Source organism: uncultured Sunxiuqinia sp. (assembly GCF_947495665.1).
Classification (GTDB): Bacteria; Bacteroidota; Bacteroidia; order Bacteroidales; family Prolixibacteraceae; genus Sunxiuqinia; species Sunxiuqinia rutila.
Genome location: NZ_CANLZV010000014.1, coordinates 97,484 through 119,599 on the forward strand (window position 1 = coordinate 97,484; position 22,116 = coordinate 119,599).

The following is a 22,116-nucleotide window of genomic DNA, read 5'->3' on the forward strand; positions in this document are numbered from 1 at the left end:
CAAACTTTTAAAGGCATACCTTGTTAAACTTAAGTTAACCGTTCTTCGCTTCCAAAAAGAAGAACCGCCCCAAAAACAGAACCTTTGAAAAAACACGTCAACACATTTTTTTTACTTTCTATCACCGACTAATATGCTAAAGAATAAAGATCTTTTAAAAGCCTCTTATAAATTTCACTCGTTTGATGTTTTCGACACCTGCTTGATTCGAACCTGTGGAAAACCACGAATTGTGTTTTACCTGATGGCGCTTGAATTGTATGGCGAAGACGCCCCCGAAGTGCTTATTTACGACTTTGTGAATGCCCGAATCAATGCAGAAAAGAAAGCTCTCGCCGCTCTGAAATCTTCGTCCAGGGAAGATGTTTCCATTCAGGAAATTTACGCTTCGCTGAACGCAGGCATTCTTGAATCCTTTGGCCTTGAACGGTTGATTCAACTGGAACTTTCACTGGAAGAAAAAGTATTGCGTCCAATTCAGTCAACCCGGTCGGCGATTGATTTCTTACACAATCAGGGCAAGTCAGTCTGCTACATATCAGACATGTACCTGCCAGCAAATTTCATAAAAAAACAATTAGTAGAACATGGTTTTTGGAAGGAAGGCGATAAACTTTATGTTTCAAACGAAGTTGGACTGACCAAAGACAGCGGAGCCTTATTTGAGCTAATTGCACAAAAAGAAAACGTCGGGTTTAAGGAGTGGTTCCATTGCGGAGACGACAAAAAAAACGATCATTTGGTTCCGAAACGAAAGGGGATTAGCACCAAGCTGTTACGACAAGTTCAGTATACGCGTTATGAGCTGGAATGGATAAAATCGGCAACCTTGTCTGACAATCCGCTGCAAGGGGTGCTAATGGCCGGAATTGCCCGAACGATACGCCTCTGTTCTGAAAACTCGGCCATCACCGATATGGTTTCAGATGTGATTGCGCCTCTTTTTGTGCCCTTTGTTGCCGGGGTTTTGGAAGATGCCCACAAACGTGGAATCAACAAAATTTACTTTTTAGCGCGCGATGCCTACATCTTCCTTCAAATAGCCAAAATGTTTAGTGCCAATTATCCTGACATCCAATTCTCCTATTTGTACGGTTCGCGAAGAACCTTTTATCTGGCTGGAATTGATCAGGGAACAAAAGAAGAATTCAGGCGAATTATGGGTGGGGCTGTTGGACGAACCCCCGTACAAATGATGCGACGCATTAATATAGATGTCCATTTGCTGAATGACGGCCTGGATGCTTTTGCAATCGACCAAAGTTTTTACGACCAAAAGCTGAACGAAGGAAACGTGGAGCTTTTCCTGGACTTACTGACTCATAAAAATGTCCTTCCTGAAATTCTTCAGGAAGCCAGAAAACAGCGGGAAATTGCACGTGACTATTTCGACCAGGAAGGCATGCTGGATAAAGATTCATCCATTGCCATTGTTGATTTAGGCTGGACAAGAACCTGCCAGAAATCAATTAATTCCATTCTTGGCGACAAACAGGTTTTCGGCTATTATTTTGGTGTTTTCAAAGACCGTTTGCTTCCTGACGAGGCCGGTGAATACATGGCTGGCTTTTTCCCGGAAGAAATTATATGGTCGGCCAGAGTCGACCGGTCACTGAACAGTGGCTTTGTGGCAGTGGCCGAACAGGTTTTTGCTATGACTACTCATGGAAGCACCATTGCTTACAAAAAGAAAAACGATAAGGTTTATCCGGAATTTGATACCAAAGAAAATTCGGGAAGGTATGCCCAGGAATACATTGATAAACTGTATGAGAACATTGTCTTTTTTGCTAAAGAGTACGCCACGTTTCATTGGTTGATGACCAATGCCAAATCAGCCATAACCTCCTGCGGGCTCAACTCGCTCTACCTGTTTATTGAAAAACCTAAAAGAAGAGAAACCATTATTTTCGACAAATTCAAGGTGGGTAACAACCTCAATGACAATGAAAAAATAATCACCCATTTATCACCCCGCATCCTGTTTCAGTTCCTGAAATCGAAATTCGATTCGAACGAAAAGCCATCCGGGCTTTTATGGATTCAAGGTTCCGTGGCCTATACCTTTGGGCAAGCGGGCTTGCAAGTATTCCACCTGGCCCGAAAACTAAAAGACTGGCTGTCGAAATAAACTCAAAAGTTTCATCCTTCTTCTGAACAGCAACGGTTGGAAGCAGAACCTAAGCACCTCTGGAGGAACTTTTTAGCTTCATCAGATATTGAATTATTTTTGTCAATTATTCTTGCATAAATGTAAAGTATACTTTACCTTTGTTGTCATATAATTGACAACAATGAAGTTGGGAAATCATTTAAAGCGCTGTCGTTTTGATTACGACGACATGTCTCAAGAAGCATTGGCAAACGAAGTTGGCGTAACGCGTCAATCCATTCATTCCATTGAAAAAGGGAAATTTGTACCATCAACGCTGTTAGCTCTAAAAATTGCTAAGTTCTTTCATAAATCTGTTGAAGATATTTTTTTCATCACTGAAGAGTAAGGTTACTTCTAAAAGAAACCAACATGAAAAAGTTTGCGAATACATCAATCTGGACAAGCATACTTTTAAGCAGTATTAATGCAGGCTGGCTAAGCTACAACTCCTTTCAATACTTTAACATTGACCAATGGTTTGATCAACCTGCAGCCTATGTCATGCTGCTATTTATTGGCCTGCTGGTGTTGTTCTTTAGCCATATCACCATCATTCTGTCCGTTATTCTCAATCTAAAAAAGCAGGCAAATTCATTTTTAGCCGGAGTCCTTTTACTCATTATTGGCGCGCTCTCATTGATTGCCATACTTCCCCATTGGGGAGTACTAACTGACATTCTCAAAGAATACCCGCAAGGCTTCCCGATAAATTCAGAACTGAAAGCCATTTGGATGGCGCAAAGCCTGCACGGGCTATTTATCGTCTATGCGCTGATTTATTTTATCAGACTCAAAAAGGCGCAAAAATCCAAGAATCAATCCTTAAGTTTAGCGAGTGAACAACTGTTTATCTCCTTAAATGTTGTCGGCATTGTTTGCGGTTTAACAGGACTGTTGCTTGTTACTGCCGAATATTATTTGCGCACCAATCCACAAACTTACAAATGGATCGTAATTCCATACAGTGTGTTTGTATTTTTACCCTACCTGTTGATTCTTATCGGTTGGTTCATCCATGCTGTTCGCGGGCGGCAGTCGGGTTGGTATGATGAAAAACAACGATTTGACATTTACAAGTCAGCCACTGTTACGCTGCTAAGCTCCATCCCCATCATGCTGGTTTTGTTTTTCAGCAACTTCAACAATATTACAGGAATAATCAGTATGCTGTGGTTGCCATTCTACCTGTTTATCGTCCTGCTCATTTTTTCAATTTCAGCCATGTATAACTTTGCTTCCAATTAATTTACAGAAAGACAATTCTTGTCCGGAATGGGCTAGCCTGCCGGTGCTGGTTTGAATCCGGTTTGTTTTCTGAATTTCCGTGACAAACCAGCACCGGACAGGGGAAGCTAAACTGGCCGGTTGCTAACCTAACTTCATTTCAACAGGTGTTTCATTCAGCAGGTTATCCAGAACAGGACTCCGCTCAGCCATTATGGTTTTCCATTGTGCTAAGGTTGCTTCATCGGCATTGGTCGTTGGGTGCAATTCAACAGCTATCTTTTGATAGCCCGCCCGCTCTTCGGTTGGCATACCAAAAAGCTTCATCGGGTTGAGCTGTCCAGTCACTCTGATTTGAAGGTCCGCCAATTCCATATTCAGTTCCTGAGCCACTTTAAAACCCAGAATATGGATACATCCCGTGAGTCCACACAAAATGTATTCAACGGGATTGGGCGCTTTGTCGGTTCCTCCCAAATCTGAAGGTTCGTCGACCAAAACTTTGAAGTTACGCACATTTATTTCTGACTGTGAATTTGATTTCGTTGTAGAGCCTACCGTAAAATCAATTGTGGGAATCTGACTCGTTTCCATATGAAATGTTTTAAAATTGTATTTTTACAAAGCTACCGGTTTACGCACCACAGCGGAAAAAAGTAGCAGTGTATTAGAAAACACAGGAAGATGTAATTTTACACCTTGGATTAAGCAAAACAATGAACACAACACATACATCAGGAGAAGCCTGTATTCGGGCACTTCAGGAAGACGAGAAAAAGGAACTTTTAGGAACAGCAAAACAGTTGGATTTTAGGGCCGGAGAGCTGGTCGTAAAAAAAGGAACTCCTGTTCATGGTTTGTATTTACTAAAAACTGGTACGGTTGAGTTAGCTTTGGATGAAGGCCAGACCAAAAAGGTACTGATGCTTCTTTTTCCCGGTGAAATTATCGGGATAAACTGCGCCTATTCAACCAAACATTACAGTTTCTCCGCCAGAGCATTGACGGATTGTTCGGTAGACATCCTCAATTACGAAACCTTTTCCGGTTTGCTCAAACAGAACACGGACTTTGCCATGTTGTTTATTCAATACATTTCAACAGTCAACGAGCACTTTTTAAACTGGCACATGAAACTGACCGAGAAGAACTCGGCAGGAGCCTTGGCCTTTTTGCTGTGCGAATTTGAAAAAAGTTACGGACAGCACACCTTCGAACTTCCACTGACACGCAAAGATCTTGCGCGAGTGATTGGTTTCTCCAAAGAAAGTGTTTTGAAAAACTTAGCAGATTTCAGAAAAGAAGGCCTTGTAAAAAGCACAGGCCGCACCATTGAAATATTGAATTCTGTTCGTCTTCAGGATATTTCCAACTACGGATAACAAAGTTTTCATCCCATGTCTTTTTTGAATTAAACAAAAGAAAAACGAATATGATTAACTGGATTCTACTCATTATTGCTGGCTTGTTTGAAGTTGCATTTGCCGCCTGCTTAGGCAAGGCAAAAGAAAGCGCTGGCAACGAAGCCGCCTGGTGGTACCTGGGCTTTTTAGTCTGTTTAGCCATCAGCATGTTTTTGCTGGTCAAAGCAACACAAGCTTTGCCCATTGGAACGGCTTACGCGGTGTGGACAGGTATTGGAGCAGTAGGCACCGTACTGGTCGGTATCTTCGTATTTCATGAACCAGCCACCTTTTGGCGCCTGTTTTTTATCAGCACCTTAATCGCCTCCATCATCGGGTTAAAGGTGGTTTCAAGCTAACCGAACACGCTGATTACCGACTAGAATGCGGGAAGCTCCAATTAATTTATTGAACAAAATGCGTACTTTTGCTGAAATTCTGACGCCAGATAACCATGAATGGATTTGACCGCAAAAAACATTGGGAACACATCTATCAAACCAAATCGTCAAATGAAGTCAGTTGGTTTGAATCGGTCCCCCAAACATCGCTGAATTTTTTCAGCCAGTTTCAGGTGCCGCTCACAGCCAAAATTATTGATATCGGAGGTGGCGACAGTTTGCTGGTTGATCACTTACTCGACCGCGGTTATCAGAATCTGACGATTCTGGACATTTCGGAAGCAGCCATCAACCGGGCAAAAGAACGCCTGCAGGAACGGGCCTCCCGGGTGAAGTGGATTGTAGCCGATGCAGCGACTTTTCAACCAACCGAGCGCTATGACTTTTGGCACGACCGGGCAGCTTTTCATTTTCTGACGCAGGAAGATGAAATAGCCAATTATCTGCAAACAGCTCAGCAGAGCATTAATCCTTCCGGCGTTTTGGTTATTGGTACATTTTCGGAACAAGGCCCCGATAGATGCAGCGGTATTCCCATCAAGCGTTATTCGGAAAAGGCAATGACGGAACGACTGGAAACATTTTTTGAAAAAATAAAATGCATTACAGTAGATCACCAAACACCGTTTAGCTCCGTTCAGAATTTTGTTTTTTGTAGTTTCCGAAAAGTCTAAGCTTTCTCCAATGAACACTGCTTCTGATTCACAAAATAGTTATGATTGTTTTTCAGATAAAAAAAAATAAACCCAAATTCCATTTTCGGCCAAGCGGATAGAAAGTATATTTTCAGAAAATGTCGTACTTTAAAGCTTGAAGTTTGGCCTGCGTGTCTTTCACCTTTTTTTCAGATTAAAATTAGAAACATGGAGCTCCCCCTATTAAAAGATATTGTCATCATCTTTGCCTTGTCGACTTTTGTAAATTTCTTATTTACAAAGATTAAAATACCTACCATTATTGGCTACTTGCTAACAGGGGTGATTACGGGGCCCTATTTTCTGGGTATTGTTGGCTCTAATCACCAGATTGAGCTTTTAGCTGAGATTGGCGTTATTTTACTCATGTTTACCATTGGGTTGGAGTTTTCCATCAACCATTTATTACGAATTCGTAAAATCGTATTTTTTGGCGGCTTCATGCAACTCATCCTCACGGCAGGCATTACCATGCTGGTGGCACGGCTCTATAACCTGAACTGGTCCGGAGCGTTGTTTGTTGGCTTCCTCACCGCTTTAAGCAGTACGGCTGTGGTGCTTAAACTGATGCAGGAACGTTCTGAAATCACCTCCAATTATGGCCGAACCGTATTGGGAATTCTTATTTTCCAAGATATTATTCTGATTCCCTTGTTGCTTTTTACGCCCATGCTCGGAAGTGAGGCCTCCGATGCCAGTTCTCAACTGGTTCCCCTTCTGGGAAAAACAATCATACTGGTTGGCTTGGTTTATGTAGGTAACCGCTGGCTGATGCCCAAAGTGTTGCAGCTGGTAGCCCACACCAAAAACCAGGAGCTGTTCATGATGAGTATCTTCGCCATCTGTCTTTCGGTCGCTTTGCTAACCTCCGAAATGGGCATTTCCCTGGCTTTTGGGGCTTTCCTGGCCGGGCTGATGATTTCGGAATCGGAATACAGTGCTAATGCTTTTGGGCACCTCATTCCGTTTAAAGACACCTTTACCAGCTTTTTCTTTGTCAGTATTGGCTTACTGCTCGACCTCAGCTTTGTTGCCAACCATCCGTTGCTGGTTTTCTCCACCGTCTTGCTCGTTTTGCTTATTAAAATGCTGGTTGCGGCCGGAACGGCCTTTGTATTGGGGCATACCTTTCGGGGAACGATTATGGTGGGGCTGGCCCTCTGCCAGGTGGGAGAATTTTCGTTCATTCTGGCGCAGTCGGGCTTGAAGTATGAAATCATTCCGGATTACTACTACCAACTGTTTCTGGCTGTTGCCATTATAAGTATGTCGGTAACACCCCTGTTGATGATGGTTTCGCGTCAAACAGCTGACCTGTTGCTGAAACTTCCCATACCCAAAATTTGGGTGGACGGCTTATTCCCGCTTCCTCAGGTTGAAGTTCCGGAGTTGGAGAACCATGTGGTGTTTGTGGGTAAAGACTCCCGCTCGTTAAACCTATCGGTAATGGCCAACTACCTGAAGATGCCCTACATCTCCATTATTTTTGATCCGGGAATTGTAAAAAAACTACAGGAAAAAGGCGAGATGGTCATTTACGGGGATGCCACCAATGAACCGATCCTGGAAAAAGCCCACATTAAAACGGCTGACATCGCGGTGATTTCTGTTGGAAACCTAATTGTGTCCATGTCGATTGTCGACCGGATCCGGCAACTGAATCCACACATTTTCATCATTGTACGCACCAAGAAAGTGGTAGATATTGAAGAATTGTATAAGTTGGGAGCCAACCAGGTTATTCCGGAGGAATTTGAAACAGCCATTGAGCTATTTGAACGAATTCTGAAACAACGACTCGTTCCTCAACGCGAAATCAACCGGGTAACGGCCAAAATACGGGACGAACATTATGGAATTTTCCGAGAGGAAACCGACAAGTCCGATCAGCTTTTCCGGGAATTACCCAACCTGGAAATTATGGCCCTTAAAGTTCGGGAAGGTTCATTTGTGATTGGAAAGTCAATTCGGGAAATTAAGCTTCGTAAAGTCTTCGGCGTAACGCTGGTTGCAATCCTCCGGAAGGATAAGCTGCTGGAGCACCCCGATGGCAATAAGAAGCTGGAGATGGACGATATCGTTTACATCATGGGAAGACCGGAGCAGATCGCCAAGGCCTTTGAGCTGTTTGGCTCGGAAGAGCCTATTCCTGAAATTCAGAAATAACAGCTTAAGTCATTTCCCAAAATCATAGGACCAACGAAGCAATTCTTTTAACTCAGAAGGTCGGAAACCACTTCCGAAATAAGCGCACAGTGGCAATCGGTGCATAACGTGCTTTCTGAAATCAACTCGTCAATAAATGGCGTTAAACGTTTTTTTCAGCAAGGCTTTCACTTCATCCATGTCCACCTTTTGGCCAAGCTCCTTTTCGATAGAAGTGACACCATAAGTAACAAAGCCACAGGGGTTGATGTAATTGAAATAACGCAGGTCTGTGTTAACATTAAGCGCAAAGCCATGCATGGTCACATACCGGCTGACACGTACGCCCATGGCACATATTTTTCGCGATTTAGCCGGAATCTCAGCATCCAACCAAACGCCGGTTGCTCCTTCCTTCCGGCTACCTTTCAAGCCGTAGTGCGCAATGGTTTCGATGATGGCATCTTCCATTTTTTCAATGTACTCGCGCACGCCAATCTTGTAGTACTCCAGGTCAATGATTGGGTAGCCAACCAGTTGCCCCGGTCCATGATAGGTAATGTCTCCTCCCCGATCGATCTTATAGTAGGTGGCATCAATTTTTCTCATGAAATCTTCATGAATCAACAGGTTATGCTCATCGCCACTTTTGCCCAGAGTGTAAACATGCGGGTGTTCCACCAGCAAAAAATGATTTTGCTCACTTGGTGCCTTGCTTGCTTTCTTATCGGCCTGCACTTCTTCCAGCAATCTCTCCTGATAATCCCAGCACTCTTTATAGTCTTTCAGACCAACATCTTCATAGTTAAAATCTGCCATTGCATTTCATGTTTCAAAATTCAGTTTTGGCCGAATCAATCCTTTTTAAGCCGTGACATGCTGCTCGGCACGATAGCTTGAGCGCACCAACGGACTGCTTTCGACAAAAGAAAAACCCTTTTCAAGCCCAATTGTTCGGTACTTTTCAAATTGATCGGGCTGAATGTATTCCACCACCGGAATATGATTTTGGGTTGGCGCCAGGTACTGGCCGATGGTCATCACCTTACATCCGGCAGTCAGCAAATCGTCCATGGTTTGCAGCACTTCGGCTTCCGTTTCTCCAAGCCCCAGCATGATTCCAGACTTTGGCACGGCATCGCTTTCGGCAATGGCGCTTATCACATCAAGGCTGCGCCGATACCTGGCCGCACTCCTAATAGCAGGCGTGAGGCGTTCCACGGTTTCCATGTTGTGCGAAATAACTTCAGGGCAGGCTGCTGCCACTTGTAAAACCAATTCTTTCTTCCCTTGAAAATCAGGAATCAAAACTTCCAGGCGTGTATCCGGATTCCGTTCTTTGATCGTCCGAATCGTTTCAACCCAAATTGCAGCACCCAAGTCTGGCAAGTCATCACGATCAACTGAGGTGATCACCGCATGTTTCAGCTGCATCAGTTTGATGGATTGCGCCACACGCTGCGGCTCATTGGGATCAGGAGGCAATGGTTTGCCGGTGGTTACCCCACAAAACTTACAGTTGCGGGTACAAATTTCGCCCAAGATCATGAAGGTGGCCGTTCCCCGATTCCAGCATTCTCCAATATTGGGGCAATTTCCGCTGGTGCAAATGGTATGTAACTCATGTTTGTTCACCAGGTTTTTCACCTTTGAATAACTTTCCCCCTTGGGTAAGTTCATTTTCATCCACCGCGGCAAACGAGGCCGGGCTTGGCTTGATTCACTCATGTCTTTGGGTAATTTTCGCTCAAAATTAGCGATTTCCTGAAGAGCTGAAAAGCAGAATGCAGAGAAACTCCGGATTTAATAACACAATACCCCATGGATTATTATTTTTGTAAGTAATGAAAGTGAAGGTAATCAAATACGGACTGATCTTAAGCTGTTTCCTGATGCTGCTTGTTCCCGAATCCAGCTTGGGGCAACAACTCAAGATGGATATCAACAAACTGCAGCTAGCCAACCAATACTACCGGAACCAGGAGTTTGACAAGTCCGCTGTTTTGTACTTCGAAATCTATGAAGTGTCGGGCGGTGAGCACTATTTCAACATGTTTCTGAACTGTCTGCTGGAACTGAAGGATTACCCACAGGCTGAAAAAGCCATCAAAACGCAACTGAAAAACCGAAAAAATGATCCGTCCCTCTGGGTGCAATGGGGCTATTTGCTTTCCCTGCAATCCCAAGCCAAAGAGGCGGAACAAAAATTCAAACAGGCTCTGGAGCTCGTATCCAATAATAAGGGCGACTACATTCGTCTGGCCAATGCCTTTTTAAGTCGTCAGGAATACGAGTATGCCCAACAAGTATACCTGCTGGGCAGAGAACGTTTGCCCGAAGAATCCTTTCATTTTGAGTTGGCACGCATTTTCCTTTATCAACGCAACTATGGCCGGATGTTTCAGGAATACCTGGATTTACTGAAAATGGATGAAAGCAACCTGGGGAGAATACAAAGCAGCCTGTTAACCGCTTTCCGGATGGATGTGGACAACTCCCTTCGCAATGAATTTCGAGTAGCTTTGCTGCGGCAGATTCAGCAGGAACCCAAGATAACGAGCTACAATCATTTGCTGATTTGGTTGTTCATTCAGGAAAAAAAGTTTCCCCAAGCTTTACGGCAGTCCATTGCGCTCGACAAACGGATTGGCTCGGGTGATGCGCAAATTGCAAGCCTGGCGCGCATTGCTGCCGGCAATGATGGGATTGAAGAAGCAATCAAAGCTTACGATTACCTGATTGAAAAAGGTTCTTCCGGTGAATTTTACACCAAAGCTCATCAAGGAAAAATGAAAATGCAGTATCAGCAATTTGTGAGCCGGACAAACCAATTCCACGATGCCAGCGAACTCGCCACCCAATTTGAAACGACATTTAAAATCATTGGCTTTCATCCCGAGAACACGTCACTAGTCATTGATTATGCGCACTTTTTGGCTTTCTACCAGCAAAACACAGAGCAAGCCCTGAGCTTAATCGAAAATCAAATGGGCATAAACGGCATTAGCCCTTTGCAGCGCGATCAGTTGAAAAATGAAATGGCTGACATTTATGTATTGAAAGATGACTTATGGGAAGCGGTTTTACTTTATTCGCAGATCATTGACGCAAATAAAAACAATCCGCTGGGAGATGAGGTAAAGTTGAAAAAAGCCAAGCTGGGCTATTACATGGGAAACCTGAGTTGGGCCCAGGCGCAACTGGATGTTTTGAAAGCCAGCACATCGAAGCTGATCGCCAATGATGCCTTGGAACTCTCGGTTTTTATCAGCAACAACACCGCCCTGGACACCACCGAAGCACCCATGCAGCTTTTTTCCCGGGCAGATTTATACCAATTCAGAAAACAGGATTCGCTGGCATGGGCTGTGCTGGACAGCATTGAAGCCCAATACAACTATCACAGTCTGCTGGATGATCTGTACTTCCGAAAGGCCAGCATGTTGATGGAACGGGGTGATTTTGAACAAGCTGCCGGCTTGCTGGAACAAATTACTACAGAATTTGCCTACGACCTGCTCGGTGATGATGCGATGTTTTTGTTGGCTGAACTGTATGAGGAACACTTAAACCGGGCGAGCGATGCTGCGGCACTTTACAAACAAATGCTTGTTCAGTATCCCGGCAGTATTTATTTGGAAGATGCCCGCGAGCGTTACCGCCGCCTGCGCGGCGATGTGTCAGTTTCGAAAGAAACGCTTTTGATGGAGGGACAGGAACTCAACTAATCCAGCTTGGAACTTGTTTTTAAAAGCAAGTCGGATTATTGGTTTGTTTTTCTGGACGGGGCGTAATAATTTTTGGCATCTTTGTTCTGCAAGGGTACAACTTGCAAAATCCGGTTGCCTTTTATCAACAAAAGACATCATCTTATGAGAATTGTAAAAATCAAGCGTTTGCTAAGCGTCTTTCTGGTCGTTGCGCTGCTTCTGGGGCTATCTTGTACCAAGGAAAATGCCATACTGGAAATAGAACCGGTTGAGAAGCTGACAACTGAAAACAGCAAAACGTTTATTTACGATATTTTTCAGGACTGGTATTTTTGGTTAGACCAACTTCCTGAACTTGATCCAAACAGTTTCAGCTCCAACGAAAGCTTGATTGACGCCTTGGTTTACAAGGAACTTGACCGCTGGAGTTTTGTAACCGACCTCGATGCTTATCGGGCTCTTTTTGAAGAAGCGCAAACCAAAGGATTTGGCGTGGGTATGGCCCTTACAGCCGATAACCGGTTAATGGTCCGTTTCACCTACAAAAACTCCCCCATGGGCCTGGCTGGCGTTGAGCGCGGCTGGGAATTTCTGAAAATAAATGATGTACCGATTGCTAATATTTCCAACCTGGGAGCTGCTTTTGATACCGATGCCCCCATTACATTTACCTTTGCGACCCCTGATAACCGCACTGTTTCTCACACAATGAGCCGGACCGATTATAAAATAAATACCGTCCTGCATCGCAGTATTCAGGAAACAGCCGGAAAGAAAGTGGGCTACCTGGTTTTTGAAAGCTTCTTGAGTCCCTCCGAAGAAGAATTGAAAGAGGCATTTACGTTTTTTAATGCTGAGGGGATTGACGAACTGGTTGTCGATTTGCGCTATAACGGTGGCGGCGATTCAGGAATTGCCTTTCTTCTGCAAGAATTAATAGGCGGATCCGCCGTTGAAGATAAACTCCTGGGGAAGGTTATTTACAATGAAAAGCACAGCGACGACAATTTCAATTTCGGCACCCGTGGCAACGACTTATCGGTTGATGTTGACCGACTCTTCTTTATTACGACCGATGCATCGGCCTCTGCCAGCGAAATGGTGATCAATGGCATGTTTCCTTACAAAGAAGTGATAATCATCGGCTCAAGAACATACGGCAAACCGGTAGGCATGAATATTTTCGAATCCGAAGAATATAACATGGCCCTGGCACCGGTTACCTTAAAAATACTCAACGCCAACAACGAAGGCGACTACTTTAATGGCATTCCGGTCAACTATGAAGTGGCCGACGACATTTTTCATGGCTGGGGGAACCCGGCGGAAGCCTGTTTAAAAACAGCACTCGATATTATTGCAGGCAACGAGATCATCGCACTCAAATCAACACAAACACAACCGCAAGGCTTACCACTTAAACGTGGGTTGCAAGAAATTACAGGAGCTTATTAATGGGAGTTACATCGAAACGGATTTTAGGAATTGACCCGGGAACAGTGGTCATGGGATATGCTTTAATTGAAATTGTAAACAAAAAGCCTGTAATTCTTCAAACCGGAGTGGTTAAAACCGGAAAATTCAAGGATCACTACCTGCGTTTAAAGCAAATCTTTATTCGAACGCGACATCTGATTGATGAATATTTGCCGGATGAACTGGCCATTGAATCTCCCTTCTTTGGGAAAGACATTCAGGCCATGTTGAAGTTGGGACGAGCACAAGGCATTGTGATGGGCATTGCGCTGGAAAAAGACATTCCGGTGTTTGAGTACGCGCCGCTTCGGGTAAAGCAAGCGATTACCGGAATGGGACGGGCCTCGAAAGAGCAGGTCGCTTTTTTCCTGAAGAATATGTTTAAAGAAAATGACCTGCCCGACGAACTGGATGCAACCGATGCCTTAGCGGTGGCTGTTTGCCATTACCTTCAACTGAACAGCCCGACAAAAGGAAAATCATACAAAGGCTGGGGCGATTTTGTCAAAAAGAATCCCGGTCGGATAAAATAACGCAGCTGCCATTAGCTCTTGTTTTCAACCATTTTTCTTCCAATGTGGCTTCTACTTCGGGACAAAAAAAAGCCATTCTGAAAACAGAATGGCAGTACAATCTTTTTAATTGATTCTTTCAATCAATTTCTTTTGCAATTTTTTCCCGGAGGGCTTCAAACTCTTCCGGAGTCATTGTCACTTTTTCTGAAAAATGAAGCAAATCCTTCTCGGATTGCATCGGCACCAGGTGGATATGAGCGTGCGGCACTTCGAGGCCCAACACCATCACACCTATTTTTTGGCAAGGAATTGCTTTTTTCAGACCAATAGCTACTTTCTTGGCGAATTGATTTAGCCCGATGTAGGTGTTATCATCCAGATCAAATAAGTAATCCACCTCTTTCTTGGGGATTACCAAAGTGTGTCCTTTGGCGGTTGGAAAAATATCCAAAAACGCTAAATAGTTTTCATCCTCAGCTACTTTGTAGGCTGGGATTTCTCCTGAAATGATTTTTGTAAACAGGCTTGCCATAGCTTAAAGTGCAATGTCAATAATTTCGAACGGAATGATACCTGATGGTACTTGAATGTCAACAACATCGCCCACCTTTTTGCCCAGTAATCCTTTAGCAATTGGTGTTTCAATGGAGATTTTTCCTGATTTCAAGTCTGCTTCATGCTCCGACACGATGGTGTACTGCATGATGGCATTATTTTTCTTGTTCTTGATGGTTACTTTGTTCAGAATCTGCACGGCTGACGTATCAATTTTTGATTCATCAATAATACGCGCATTGGCAATCTTGCCTCGGAGCTGGGCAATTTTTGCCTCCAGCATACCTTGGGCATCTTTGGCCGCATCGTATTCTGCATTTTCCGAAATATCACCTTTTTCAATAGCTTCCCCAATTTGCTTTGAAATTGCAGGACGCTCAACAGTCATGAGGTGTTCGAGTTCTTTTTTTAATTTATTCAAGCCCTCTTGAGTAATAAAGGTCACTTTTCCCATTGTTATTCACTTTTTTAGTGTGACTACATAAAAAGAAAAAAGAATTCCGAACGAGCGGAACTCTTTAGCTATGCAAAGCTATATAAAATATTTGGTATTTACGAGCACTCCGACACGAAATAGGCCGTAAAAACCTATCAACTAAAACGTTCTAGTACTTTCTATTCAGAATTTCAGCATAAACAACTGCCTTTCGCAGTGAAAAATCATTCAAAATTGAGTCCTTCTCGGCATCGGGGTCCAATTCATCGGTGATGGGACCCGAAGCAATTTTACTTCGATGAATCGCATCTCCGATTTCCGATTTTTTCAATGTTGTCGGCCGTAATGTAGGACGTTCAATCCTTTCCACCTTCATCTTTGGCGGAGTCACTGTTTTGGGTTGCTCAACCACCACCGGCTGCGGTTTGGGTTTTGGCTTAGGCTCATCTCTAAAAACAGGATCATCAAAAACATGTTCAAAAAAAGATGGCTGATGATCATCTGTTTCTTCCTCTTCATGCATTTGGGCCATCTTCTTCTTTTTGTTCATAGCCCCAAAGATGGAAAGCACGATGGCGATAAGTATAAATATATAATCTTCCATTTTCTTTTAATTTTGTTGGCGGAATGACAAAATAAGTTTGCCATTTCGTTTGTTTAGGTTTATAAAGATATAAAAAATGAATGGCATAAAATGGCTCTCCCTCCGGTTTAGTTTTTTTCTACTTCTTTTGTTGCTGGCAGCTCCGGCCTGTAAGGATGATTTTAAATCCTCCATTCCATACGTTGATGTGAACTTCTACATAAACCTGGTCAACAACAATGCTTTAAATACGGTTGGCTACCCCGTCTACTTCAAGGGAGGATACGGAGGTATTGTGGTGATTAACAACGGAGTATCGTTTTATGCCTACGACATGACCTGTCCGTACGAAATTGACTTTAACTGTGGGTTGAAAGACGACCATGATGTGATCGGAACCTGCTCCTGTTGCGACTCTCAATACCATTTGCTTGATGGTGGCTATGTACTCTCGGGAACGGGGCCATCAACAGAACCCCTGCGGCAATACCGCGTGAGTGTTTCGGGAAGCAGGCTGCATATCACCAATTAATCAGGTATCTATTTCGTGTAGTTCGCGCTTGGTTTCTTCGAGTAAAAATATGCGGTCAAACGAAGAGTTGAAGTCCCAGTTGCTTAGCTTGTTCCGATAATGAAAGCTTAACTGGTTCTGAAACGAGCGCAGATGAATCAGCAACCACAATTCAACCGGCTTGACTTTCTGATACAAGTAAATTTTTTCTTCTTTGGCCGAGATGGTATGCGCAATGTTTTGCAACAGCAGTTCCGGCTCGTTATAATACCCTTGGTTGTCGAAAAAAGTCTGACCGTGCAGTTCGGTCAGTTCAATCCCAATGACTTTTCTCCGGTTGAGCCGAATCAAAAAATCAGGCGATTCTGTTTGCACCACCTTCCCTTTTGGAAAGTCGGAAATCAGATTTCGAAAGATCTGCAGAACTTGGTTTTCATGTTCTTTTTTGTCGGGCATGTCCGAAGATACAAAAAAAAGCAGCTCGTAAGCTGCTTTCTGTACTATCAATTAATAACGATAATGCTCGGGTTTATAAGGACCTTCCTGCGGAACGCCCAGATAATCGGCTTGCTCTTTCGAGAGTTTAGTTAGCTTGACACCCAGTTGCTCCAGATGCAGGCGTGCAACCTCTTCATCCAAGTGCTTCGGCAAGCGATAAACATCCGTTGGGTAGTCGGTTTTCCACAACTCAATTTGAGCCAGCGTTTGGTTGGTGAATGAGTTACTCATCACAAACGATGGGTGACCAGTGGCACATCCCAGGTTCACCAAACGCCCTTCAGCCAACAAATAGATACAATGCCCATCTTCGAACAAATACTTATCAACCTGAGGTTTGATATTTATTTTCTGAATTCCGGCCCATTTCTCCAAACGGGAAACCTGAATTTCATTGTCGAAGTGACCGATGTTGCACACAATGGCTTGGTCTTTCATACCTGCCATATGGTCGGCCGTAATAATATCTTTATTTCCGGTGGTGGTTACAAAAATGTTTCCTTCATCCAAAGCTTCTTCCATGGTTTTCACTTCGAAACCTTCCATGGCTGCCTGCAAGGCGCAAATAGGATCAATTTCAGTTACAATGACACGGGCACCATATCCACGCATAGAGCGGGCACATCCTTTACCCACGTCACCGTAACCGGCAACAACCACCACTTTTCCACCAATCATTACATCGGTGGCACGCTTGATACCATCAGCCAAGGATTCGCGGCAACCGTACAAGTTGTCAAATTTCGATTTGGTCACCGAATCATTGACGTTGAAAGCCGGGAATAACAGGCTTCCTTTTTCCATCATTTGATACAGACGGTGCACCCCTGTGGTGGTCTCTTCCGAAACCCCTTTGATTTCAGGAGCGGTACGATGCCAGCGTTGTGGATCTTCTTGCAGAATGCGTTTTAGCGTATTGTGTAGTTCAATTTCATCTTCAGCTTCCAGTTCCACATCCAAAATGGATGGGTCTTTCTCAGCGGCATATCCTTGGTGAATCATAATAGTCGCATCACCCCCATCGTCAACAATCAGGTTAGGCCCCAGCCCGTTTCCAAAGTCAAGTGCTTTTTCCGTACACCACCAATATTCGGCCAGGGTTTCGCCTTTCCAGGCAAATACCGGAACACCGGCAGCAGCAATGGCGGCAGCAGCATGATCCTGGGTGCTGAAAATATTGCAGCTTGCCCAACGAACATCGGCCCCCAGCTCAACCAGGGTTTCAATCAAAACAGCCGTTTGAATCGTCATGTGCAAAGAGCCCATAATACGTGCTCCTTTTAGTGGCTGTTCCTTCGCAAACTTCTTGCGAACAGACATCAGTCCGGGCATTTCCTTTTCGGCAATTTCAATTTCCTTACGTCCGTAATCGGCCAGCGATATATCGGCTACTTTATAATCAATTTTCTTCTCTGTCATCATCGTCATAATGTGTGCAATTTTTGTGGCGCAAAGATAGTTATTCCATTTAATAACTCAAATGAAACCAGATTGTTTGCGGTTGTCTAAGCGCAGATTAATACATGGAAGTACGGGGTAGCTTAAATTTTTGTTTTATGGTATTCATTCCTAAAAAAACCCTGAATACTCGCTTTGTCCTCCTCTAGCTGGGAGCGCAACCCTTCAATGGAGCCAAACTTCTGTTCTTCCCTGATTTTTTTGATAAATTTCAGCTCCAGCTGCTGACCGTAAACGTCTTTATCGAAGTCAAAAATATGAACTTCAATGCTTCGATGGTCGGCATTTTTATTGATGGTTGGCCGGGTTCCAATATTCAGCATGCCTCGGTGGGTCACCCCGTTCAGGTTGACAAGCACGGCATAAACGCCATAGCCCGGAATAATTTTATGCGGGTCAGAAGCTTCAATGTTGGCCGTAGGAAACTGAATTTTACGCCCCAGCTTTTGCCCTTCAACAACCGTTCCGTGCAGGCTGAAAGGATAGCCCAGGTAGCGGTTGGCCTTAGTGATGTCGCCTTCCTGAAGAGCTTTACGAATCTTGGTTGAACTGATGTTGGCATTGTCAGAAATCAGAACGTCCAGCTTTTCAAGCTTGAACTGGAAAGCCAGCGACAAGCTTTGGAGCATGTCAAAATCGCCTTTGCGGTCTTTCCCAAATTTGTGGTCATAGCCCACCACCAAACTGTCAATTTGCAGTTGGTTGACCAACAGGATACGCACAAAGTCGGTGTAGCTCAATTCAGAAAAAGTCTGGGTAAAGGGGTAAATGATCAGGTGGTCAACGCCAGCCTGCTCCAGCAACTCAATTTTCTCCTCCAAAGTGGTCAGCAAGCGCAGGCTGCCCGGATCTTTTTTGAGCACTAATCGGGGATGGGGAGCAAAGGTGAAAATTACGGATTCACCTCCTTGCTGACTGGCAATTTCATTCAGGTGCTTAATCACCTTGCGGTGCCCCAAATGAACGCCATCAAAGGAACCAACCGTTAAAACCGGTTTTGCTACATTGAATTGGCTAACGTCACGATAAACTTTCATTCAAGTTTCATTTTGCAGTGCCAAATGTAGCACATTTTTAGATTTTAGCCCCACTCTTGCCGGTGAAAACCCCAAGGCATGCTAAAAGATTTTACACGAGCCCGTGATTTGATTGGTAATTTATTATTTTTACCCACCGTTAAAAAATTGATAAAAAAATCTGAATCGTGAAAAGATTAATTGCCTTAGCTATTTCATTGGCAGCGATCATGGTCGCCTGCGATGATTCTACCCAATACAAAATATCCGGGAAAATCACCAATGCCGAAGGACAGTACGTTTACCTGGACGAACTCAAGGTAAGCTCATCCGAAAATGTAGATTCCGTAAAAATCAACAAATCCGGAGAGTTTGAGTTTGATGGCACCGTGCAGCACCCCACCTTCTTTCTTTTAAAACTCAGCGAAAAGAACTTCATTACCCTGCTGGTTGATTCCGCTGAGCAGGTTTATGTTTCGGGTGATGCAGCTAATTTTTCACGCGATTATCTGGTAACAGGCTCTGAAGGTTCCACATTGGTTCAGGAGCTAAACCAACATTTAAGTAACACCAAGCACCAACTGGATTCGATAAGTTCTTTGCATGTGCTTTTCCGGAACGATCCCAACTACCCGACCCTGAAAACGAAGTGGGAAGAGGAGTACAAAGAGGTAGTTGAAAAGCAAATGAAATATTCTCAGAATTTTGTGACCACCCACCCCTTTTCCATGGCTAACGTACTGGCCCTGTATCAGAAATTTGACGATCAGAATTTTGTCGTTCAGGACCTCCAGTCGTTAAAAACTGCCGCTTCGGCCCTTAACTCCTTTTACCCGGAGTCGGAACACGTGCAGGCGCTTTACGCCAACACCATCAAACTCATTACCGATGAGCGCAATGCCCGGATCAACCAGTTAATTCGTGAGCAAGGAAAAAACAGTCCGGATATTGTATTGCCAGATCCTGACGGAAAAGAAATTGCACTTTCCTCTTTGGAGGGCAAGCATGTACTTGTTCAGTTCTGGGCTTCGCAAGACCGCGGCTCACGGATTATGAATCCGGTATTGGTTGAACTGTACAAGAAATACAACAAAAAAGGCTTTGAAATTTACCAGGTAAGTGTGGATGAAAACCGCTACGAGTGGCTTGATGCCATTGACCAGGACAAGCTGAGCTGGATTAATGTAGGTGACATGGAAGGTAGCCGTACTGCATTAATGAACTACAACGTGCAAAGCATTCCTTTCAATTACCTGCTGGACGAAGAAGGTAAAATCATTGGAAAAGACCTGAAAGGACCTGCCTTAGACCGCTTGCTAAGTAAAGCATTGAACTAAACGTTCTGCTTTTTCGGGTTTCTTTTCAAACAGGGAAACGACAATACTAAATTTATATCGGTATCTTCGCCCTGTTTTTTCGGACTATAAAATACAAGTAAGTTGACTGATTATCAAGGTAAGATATACTTCATTTCAGACATTCACCTTGGCGCTCCGGCCCTGAACAACAACCGGGAACGCGAGCAGCTGTTTGTCGCCTGGCTGGACGAAATCAAGCAGGATGCAGCAGCACTCTTTTTGATGGGTGATATTTTTGATTTCTGGTTTGAATACAAAACGGTGGTTCCCCGCGGCTTTACCCGCACCTTAGGAAAACTGGCCGAACTGGCCGACTCCGGCATTCCGGTTCATTTTTTCACCGGCAACCACGATGTTTGGGTGTTCGACTACCTCTCCAAAGAATTGGGTATTCAGGTACACCGAAAAGAAATGCGGGCCAGCTTTTCAGGAAAAAAATTCTTTCTGGCTCATGGCGATGGCCTTGATCCTTACGACAAAGGCTATCATTTTCTGAAAAAATTGTTTACCAACCGGTTTCTGCAATGGCTGTTTAGCTGGTTGCACCCAACCATTGGCGTATCGCTGGCTTTGGCCTGGTCCAAAAAGAGCCGTTTATCCAAAGGAATGTTCTTCCCATTTCAGGGCGAAGACAAGGAAGGGCTTTATCTTTTTGCAAAATCAGTGCTTGAAGATGAAGAAGTTGACTATTTTATTTTCGGGCATCGGCATTTGTTATTAGATTTGCCCCTTGAAAAAAATACCCGCTACATCAATCTTGGAGATTGGATTACTCATTTCTCCTATGGTGTTTTTGATGGCAAAACATTTGAATTGAAAACTTATAAAGATTCGGGCGACAAGCCTGCGAATAGATAGTTATGGCTAAAAAGTTATACACAAAAATTATTGGTACGGGAAGCTGTATTCCCGAGCAAGTAATAAAAAACGATCACTTTTCAGAATACAATTTCTATGATCCGTCCTCAAAGCAACCTTTTGACAAGACCAACGAAGAGATCATCAAGAAATTTCATGAAATTACAAATATTGAAGAGCGCCGCTGGGTAAAAGAGGAGCAAGTCAATTCGGACATTGCTGCTGAAGCCATTAAAAATGCCTGTCAGGATGCCGGCATTGAACTGGACGAGCTGGACTTCATCATCATTGGGCACAACTTTGGCGATGTGGAAGCCGGACGCACCCATACCGATGTGCTTCCTTCGTTGGCTAACAAAGTCAAGGGAATCCTGAAAATTAAAAATCCAGCCTGTATCTGCCACGATGTTATTGCAGGATGTCCGGGATGGACGCAGGCAATGATTGTTGCGGATGCTTATATTCGCAGCGAAACACACCAGCGCGGAGTCGTTGTTGGTTCCGACGTGCTTTCGCGTATTTCAGATCCCCATGACCGCGACAGCATGATCTATGCCGATGGTGCTGGCGCTACGGTTGTACAGGGCGTTTGGTCTGACGAGCCTACCGGAGTTCTGGCCCATTCTAGCCGTTCAGATTCAATCCCTTATGCCAACCTGTTGATAATGGGCGAATCAATGAATCCGGATTATGAAAGCGATGATTTGTTCATCAAAATGAAAGGACACAAGCTTTATGTGTACGCCTTGAATTTCGTTCCCGGAGTGGTCAAGGCCAGCTTGGACAAAGCAGGCATCACCCTGGGCGATGTGAAGAAAGTTTTGATCCACCAGGCCAATGAGAAGATGGATGAAGCAATTCTGAAAGGCGTCTTCAAGTTGTACGATGAGAAAAACATTCCGGAAGGAATCATGCCCATGAGCATCAATAAGCTGGGGAATTCATCAACAGCGACGGTGCCCACCTTGCTTGACCTGATTCTGAAAGGAAAAATGGAAAATCAGGAAATCAAGGAAGGCGACTACATCATTTTGTGCTCTGTTGGAGCCGGAATGAATATCAACTCCATTGTTTATAAGTGGTAATACCGCAAACAACCTTATAAAAAAAGCTGCTTCG

General features: G+C 44.0%; 23 protein-coding genes. 14 read left to right on the top strand and 9 right to left on the bottom strand.

Translation table 11 applies throughout. From position 1 onward, the window contains the following. The first annotated feature begins 133 nt into the window (after positions 1–133). The 3 genes from Q1A18_RS15315 (at position 134) to Q1A18_RS15325 (ending at position 3,400) form a co-directional block, all read left to right on the top strand. Positions 134–2,131, top strand: coding sequence for a hypothetical protein (locus Q1A18_RS15315; protein ID WP_299582446.1), 1,998 nt, complete (start codon positions 134–136; stop codon positions 2,129–2,131). Between the two features lie 163 nt (positions 2,132–2,294). Then, positions 2,295–2,501: a helix-turn-helix transcriptional regulator gene (locus Q1A18_RS15320; protein WP_299582449.1), complete on the top strand. Its 207-nt coding sequence runs from the start codon at positions 2,295–2,297 to the stop codon at positions 2,499–2,501. A 23-nt stretch (positions 2,502–2,524) separates the two neighbouring features. Further along, positions 2,525–3,400 (top strand): hypothetical protein, encoded by an 876-nt coding sequence (locus tag Q1A18_RS15325; protein WP_299582452.1) that lies wholly within the window; start codon positions 2,525–2,527, stop codon positions 3,398–3,400. 123 nt (positions 3,401–3,523) lie between these two features. Here the strand turns inward: Q1A18_RS15325 and Q1A18_RS15330 are convergent, their stop codons facing one another. Beyond that, positions 3,524–3,973: an OsmC family protein gene (locus tag Q1A18_RS15330; RefSeq protein ID WP_299582455.1), complete on the bottom strand. Its 450-nt coding sequence runs from the start codon at positions 3,971–3,973 to the stop codon at positions 3,524–3,526. Positions 3,974–4,095: 122 nt separating this feature from the next. Here Q1A18_RS15330 and Q1A18_RS15335 point away from each other — a divergent pair, with 122 nt between their 5' ends. The 4 genes from Q1A18_RS15335 (at position 4,096) to Q1A18_RS15350 (ending at position 8,044) form a co-directional block, all read left to right on the top strand. Further along, positions 4,096–4,761: a Crp/Fnr family transcriptional regulator gene (locus Q1A18_RS15335; RefSeq protein ID WP_299582458.1), complete on the top strand. Its 666-nt coding sequence runs from the start codon at positions 4,096–4,098 to the stop codon at positions 4,759–4,761. 50 nt (positions 4,762–4,811) lie between these two features. Further along, the gene (locus tag Q1A18_RS15340; RefSeq protein ID WP_299582461.1) at positions 4,812–5,141 is read left to right on the top strand and encodes a multidrug efflux SMR transporter; all 330 of its coding nucleotides are present in this window, start codon (positions 4,812–4,814) and stop codon (positions 5,139–5,141) included. A gap of 95 nt (positions 5,142–5,236) precedes the next feature. Next, entirely contained in the window at positions 5,237–5,857 is a 621-nt protein-coding gene (locus Q1A18_RS15345; protein ID WP_299582464.1) for a class I SAM-dependent methyltransferase, read from the top strand. A 189-nt stretch (positions 5,858–6,046) separates the two neighbouring features. Further along, positions 6,047–8,044 (top strand): monovalent cation:proton antiporter family protein, encoded by a 1,998-nt coding sequence (locus Q1A18_RS15350; RefSeq protein ID WP_299582467.1) that lies wholly within the window; start codon positions 6,047–6,049, stop codon positions 8,042–8,044. Between the two features lie 129 nt (positions 8,045–8,173). Here Q1A18_RS15350 and lipB read toward each other — a convergent pair whose 3' ends face one another. Both lipB and lipA read right to left on the bottom strand, forming a co-directional pair. Further along, complete coding sequence (gene lipB, locus Q1A18_RS15355) at positions 8,174–8,842, bottom strand: lipoyl(octanoyl) transferase LipB (protein WP_299582470.1); 669 nt, start codon at positions 8,840–8,842, stop codon at positions 8,174–8,176. Between the two features lie 45 nt (positions 8,843–8,887). Next, the gene (gene lipA, locus Q1A18_RS15360; protein WP_299582473.1) at positions 8,888–9,751 is read right to left on the bottom strand and encodes a lipoyl synthase; all 864 of its coding nucleotides are present in this window, start codon (positions 9,749–9,751) and stop codon (positions 8,888–8,890) included. A 116-nt stretch (positions 9,752–9,867) separates the two neighbouring features. Here lipA and Q1A18_RS15365 point away from each other — a divergent pair, with 116 nt between their 5' ends. The 3 genes from Q1A18_RS15365 (at position 9,868) to ruvC (ending at position 13,742) form a co-directional block, all read left to right on the top strand. Further along, complete coding sequence (locus Q1A18_RS15365; RefSeq protein ID WP_299582476.1) at positions 9,868–11,751, top strand: tetratricopeptide repeat protein; 1,884 nt, start codon at positions 9,868–9,870, stop codon at positions 11,749–11,751. A gap of 144 nt (positions 11,752–11,895) precedes the next feature. After that, complete coding sequence (locus tag Q1A18_RS15370; protein WP_299582479.1) at positions 11,896–13,188, top strand: S41 family peptidase; 1,293 nt, start codon at positions 11,896–11,898, stop codon at positions 13,186–13,188. After that, positions 13,188–13,742, top strand: a complete 555-nt coding sequence (gene ruvC / locus Q1A18_RS15375; protein WP_299582482.1) for a crossover junction endodeoxyribonuclease RuvC — start codon at positions 13,188–13,190, stop codon at positions 13,740–13,742. The genes Q1A18_RS15370 and ruvC overlap by 1 nt, the downstream gene beginning before the upstream one ends. A 118-nt stretch (positions 13,743–13,860) precedes the next feature. On the opposite strand, the gene Q1A18_RS15380 is transcribed toward ruvC, so the two are convergent. The 3 genes from Q1A18_RS15380 to Q1A18_RS15390 form a co-directional block, all read right to left on the bottom strand. Continuing rightward, positions 13,861–14,256, bottom strand: coding sequence for an HIT family protein (locus Q1A18_RS15380; RefSeq protein ID WP_299582485.1), 396 nt, complete (start codon positions 14,254–14,256; stop codon positions 13,861–13,863). Positions 14,257–14,259: 3 nt separating this feature from the next. Beyond that, positions 14,260–14,733, bottom strand: coding sequence for a transcription elongation factor GreA (gene greA / locus Q1A18_RS15385; protein WP_299582488.1), 474 nt, complete (start codon positions 14,731–14,733; stop codon positions 14,260–14,262). A 151-nt stretch (positions 14,734–14,884) separates the two neighbouring features. Then, positions 14,885–15,319: a hypothetical protein gene (locus Q1A18_RS15390; RefSeq protein WP_299582491.1), complete on the bottom strand. Its 435-nt coding sequence runs from the start codon at positions 15,317–15,319 to the stop codon at positions 14,885–14,887. Between the two features lie 76 nt (positions 15,320–15,395). Here Q1A18_RS15390 and Q1A18_RS15395 point away from each other — a divergent pair, with 76 nt between their 5' ends. Then, positions 15,396–15,830: a hypothetical protein gene (locus Q1A18_RS15395; RefSeq protein WP_299582494.1), complete on the top strand. Its 435-nt coding sequence runs from the start codon at positions 15,396–15,398 to the stop codon at positions 15,828–15,830. Here the strand turns inward: Q1A18_RS15395 and Q1A18_RS15400 are convergent, their stop codons facing one another. The 3 genes from Q1A18_RS15400 to Q1A18_RS15410 form a co-directional block, all read right to left on the bottom strand. Then, positions 15,831–16,316 (bottom strand): hypothetical protein, encoded by a 486-nt coding sequence (locus Q1A18_RS15400; protein ID WP_299582497.1) that lies wholly within the window; start codon positions 16,314–16,316, stop codon positions 15,831–15,833. Continuing rightward, complete coding sequence (gene ahcY / locus Q1A18_RS15405; protein ID WP_363322894.1) at positions 16,317–17,738, bottom strand: adenosylhomocysteinase; 1,422 nt, start codon at positions 17,736–17,738, stop codon at positions 16,317–16,319. A 110-nt stretch (positions 17,739–17,848) separates the two neighbouring features. After that, positions 17,849–18,802 carry a bifunctional riboflavin kinase/FAD synthetase gene (locus Q1A18_RS15410; protein ID WP_299582503.1) on the bottom strand — a complete coding sequence of 318 codons (954 nt, stop codon included), beginning with the start codon at positions 18,800–18,802 and terminating at the stop codon, positions 17,849–17,851. 167 nt (positions 18,803–18,969) lie between these two features. Here Q1A18_RS15410 and Q1A18_RS15415 point away from each other — a divergent pair, with 167 nt between their 5' ends. The 3 genes from Q1A18_RS15415 (at position 18,970) to Q1A18_RS15425 (ending at position 22,082) form a co-directional block, all read left to right on the top strand. Further along, positions 18,970–20,118 carry a TlpA disulfide reductase family protein gene (locus Q1A18_RS15415; RefSeq protein ID WP_299582506.1) on the top strand — a complete coding sequence of 383 codons (1,149 nt, stop codon included), beginning with the start codon at positions 18,970–18,972 and terminating at the stop codon, positions 20,116–20,118. 102 nt (positions 20,119–20,220) lie between these two features. Further along, positions 20,221–20,997, top strand: a complete 777-nt coding sequence (locus tag Q1A18_RS15420) for a UDP-2,3-diacylglucosamine diphosphatase (RefSeq protein ID WP_299582510.1) — start codon at positions 20,221–20,223, stop codon at positions 20,995–20,997. A gap of 2 nt (positions 20,998–20,999) precedes the next feature. Further along, positions 21,000–22,082: a ketoacyl-ACP synthase III gene (locus Q1A18_RS15425; RefSeq protein WP_299582513.1), complete on the top strand. Its 1,083-nt coding sequence runs from the start codon at positions 21,000–21,002 to the stop codon at positions 22,080–22,082. The last annotated feature ends 34 nt before the right edge of the window (positions 22,083–22,116 follow it).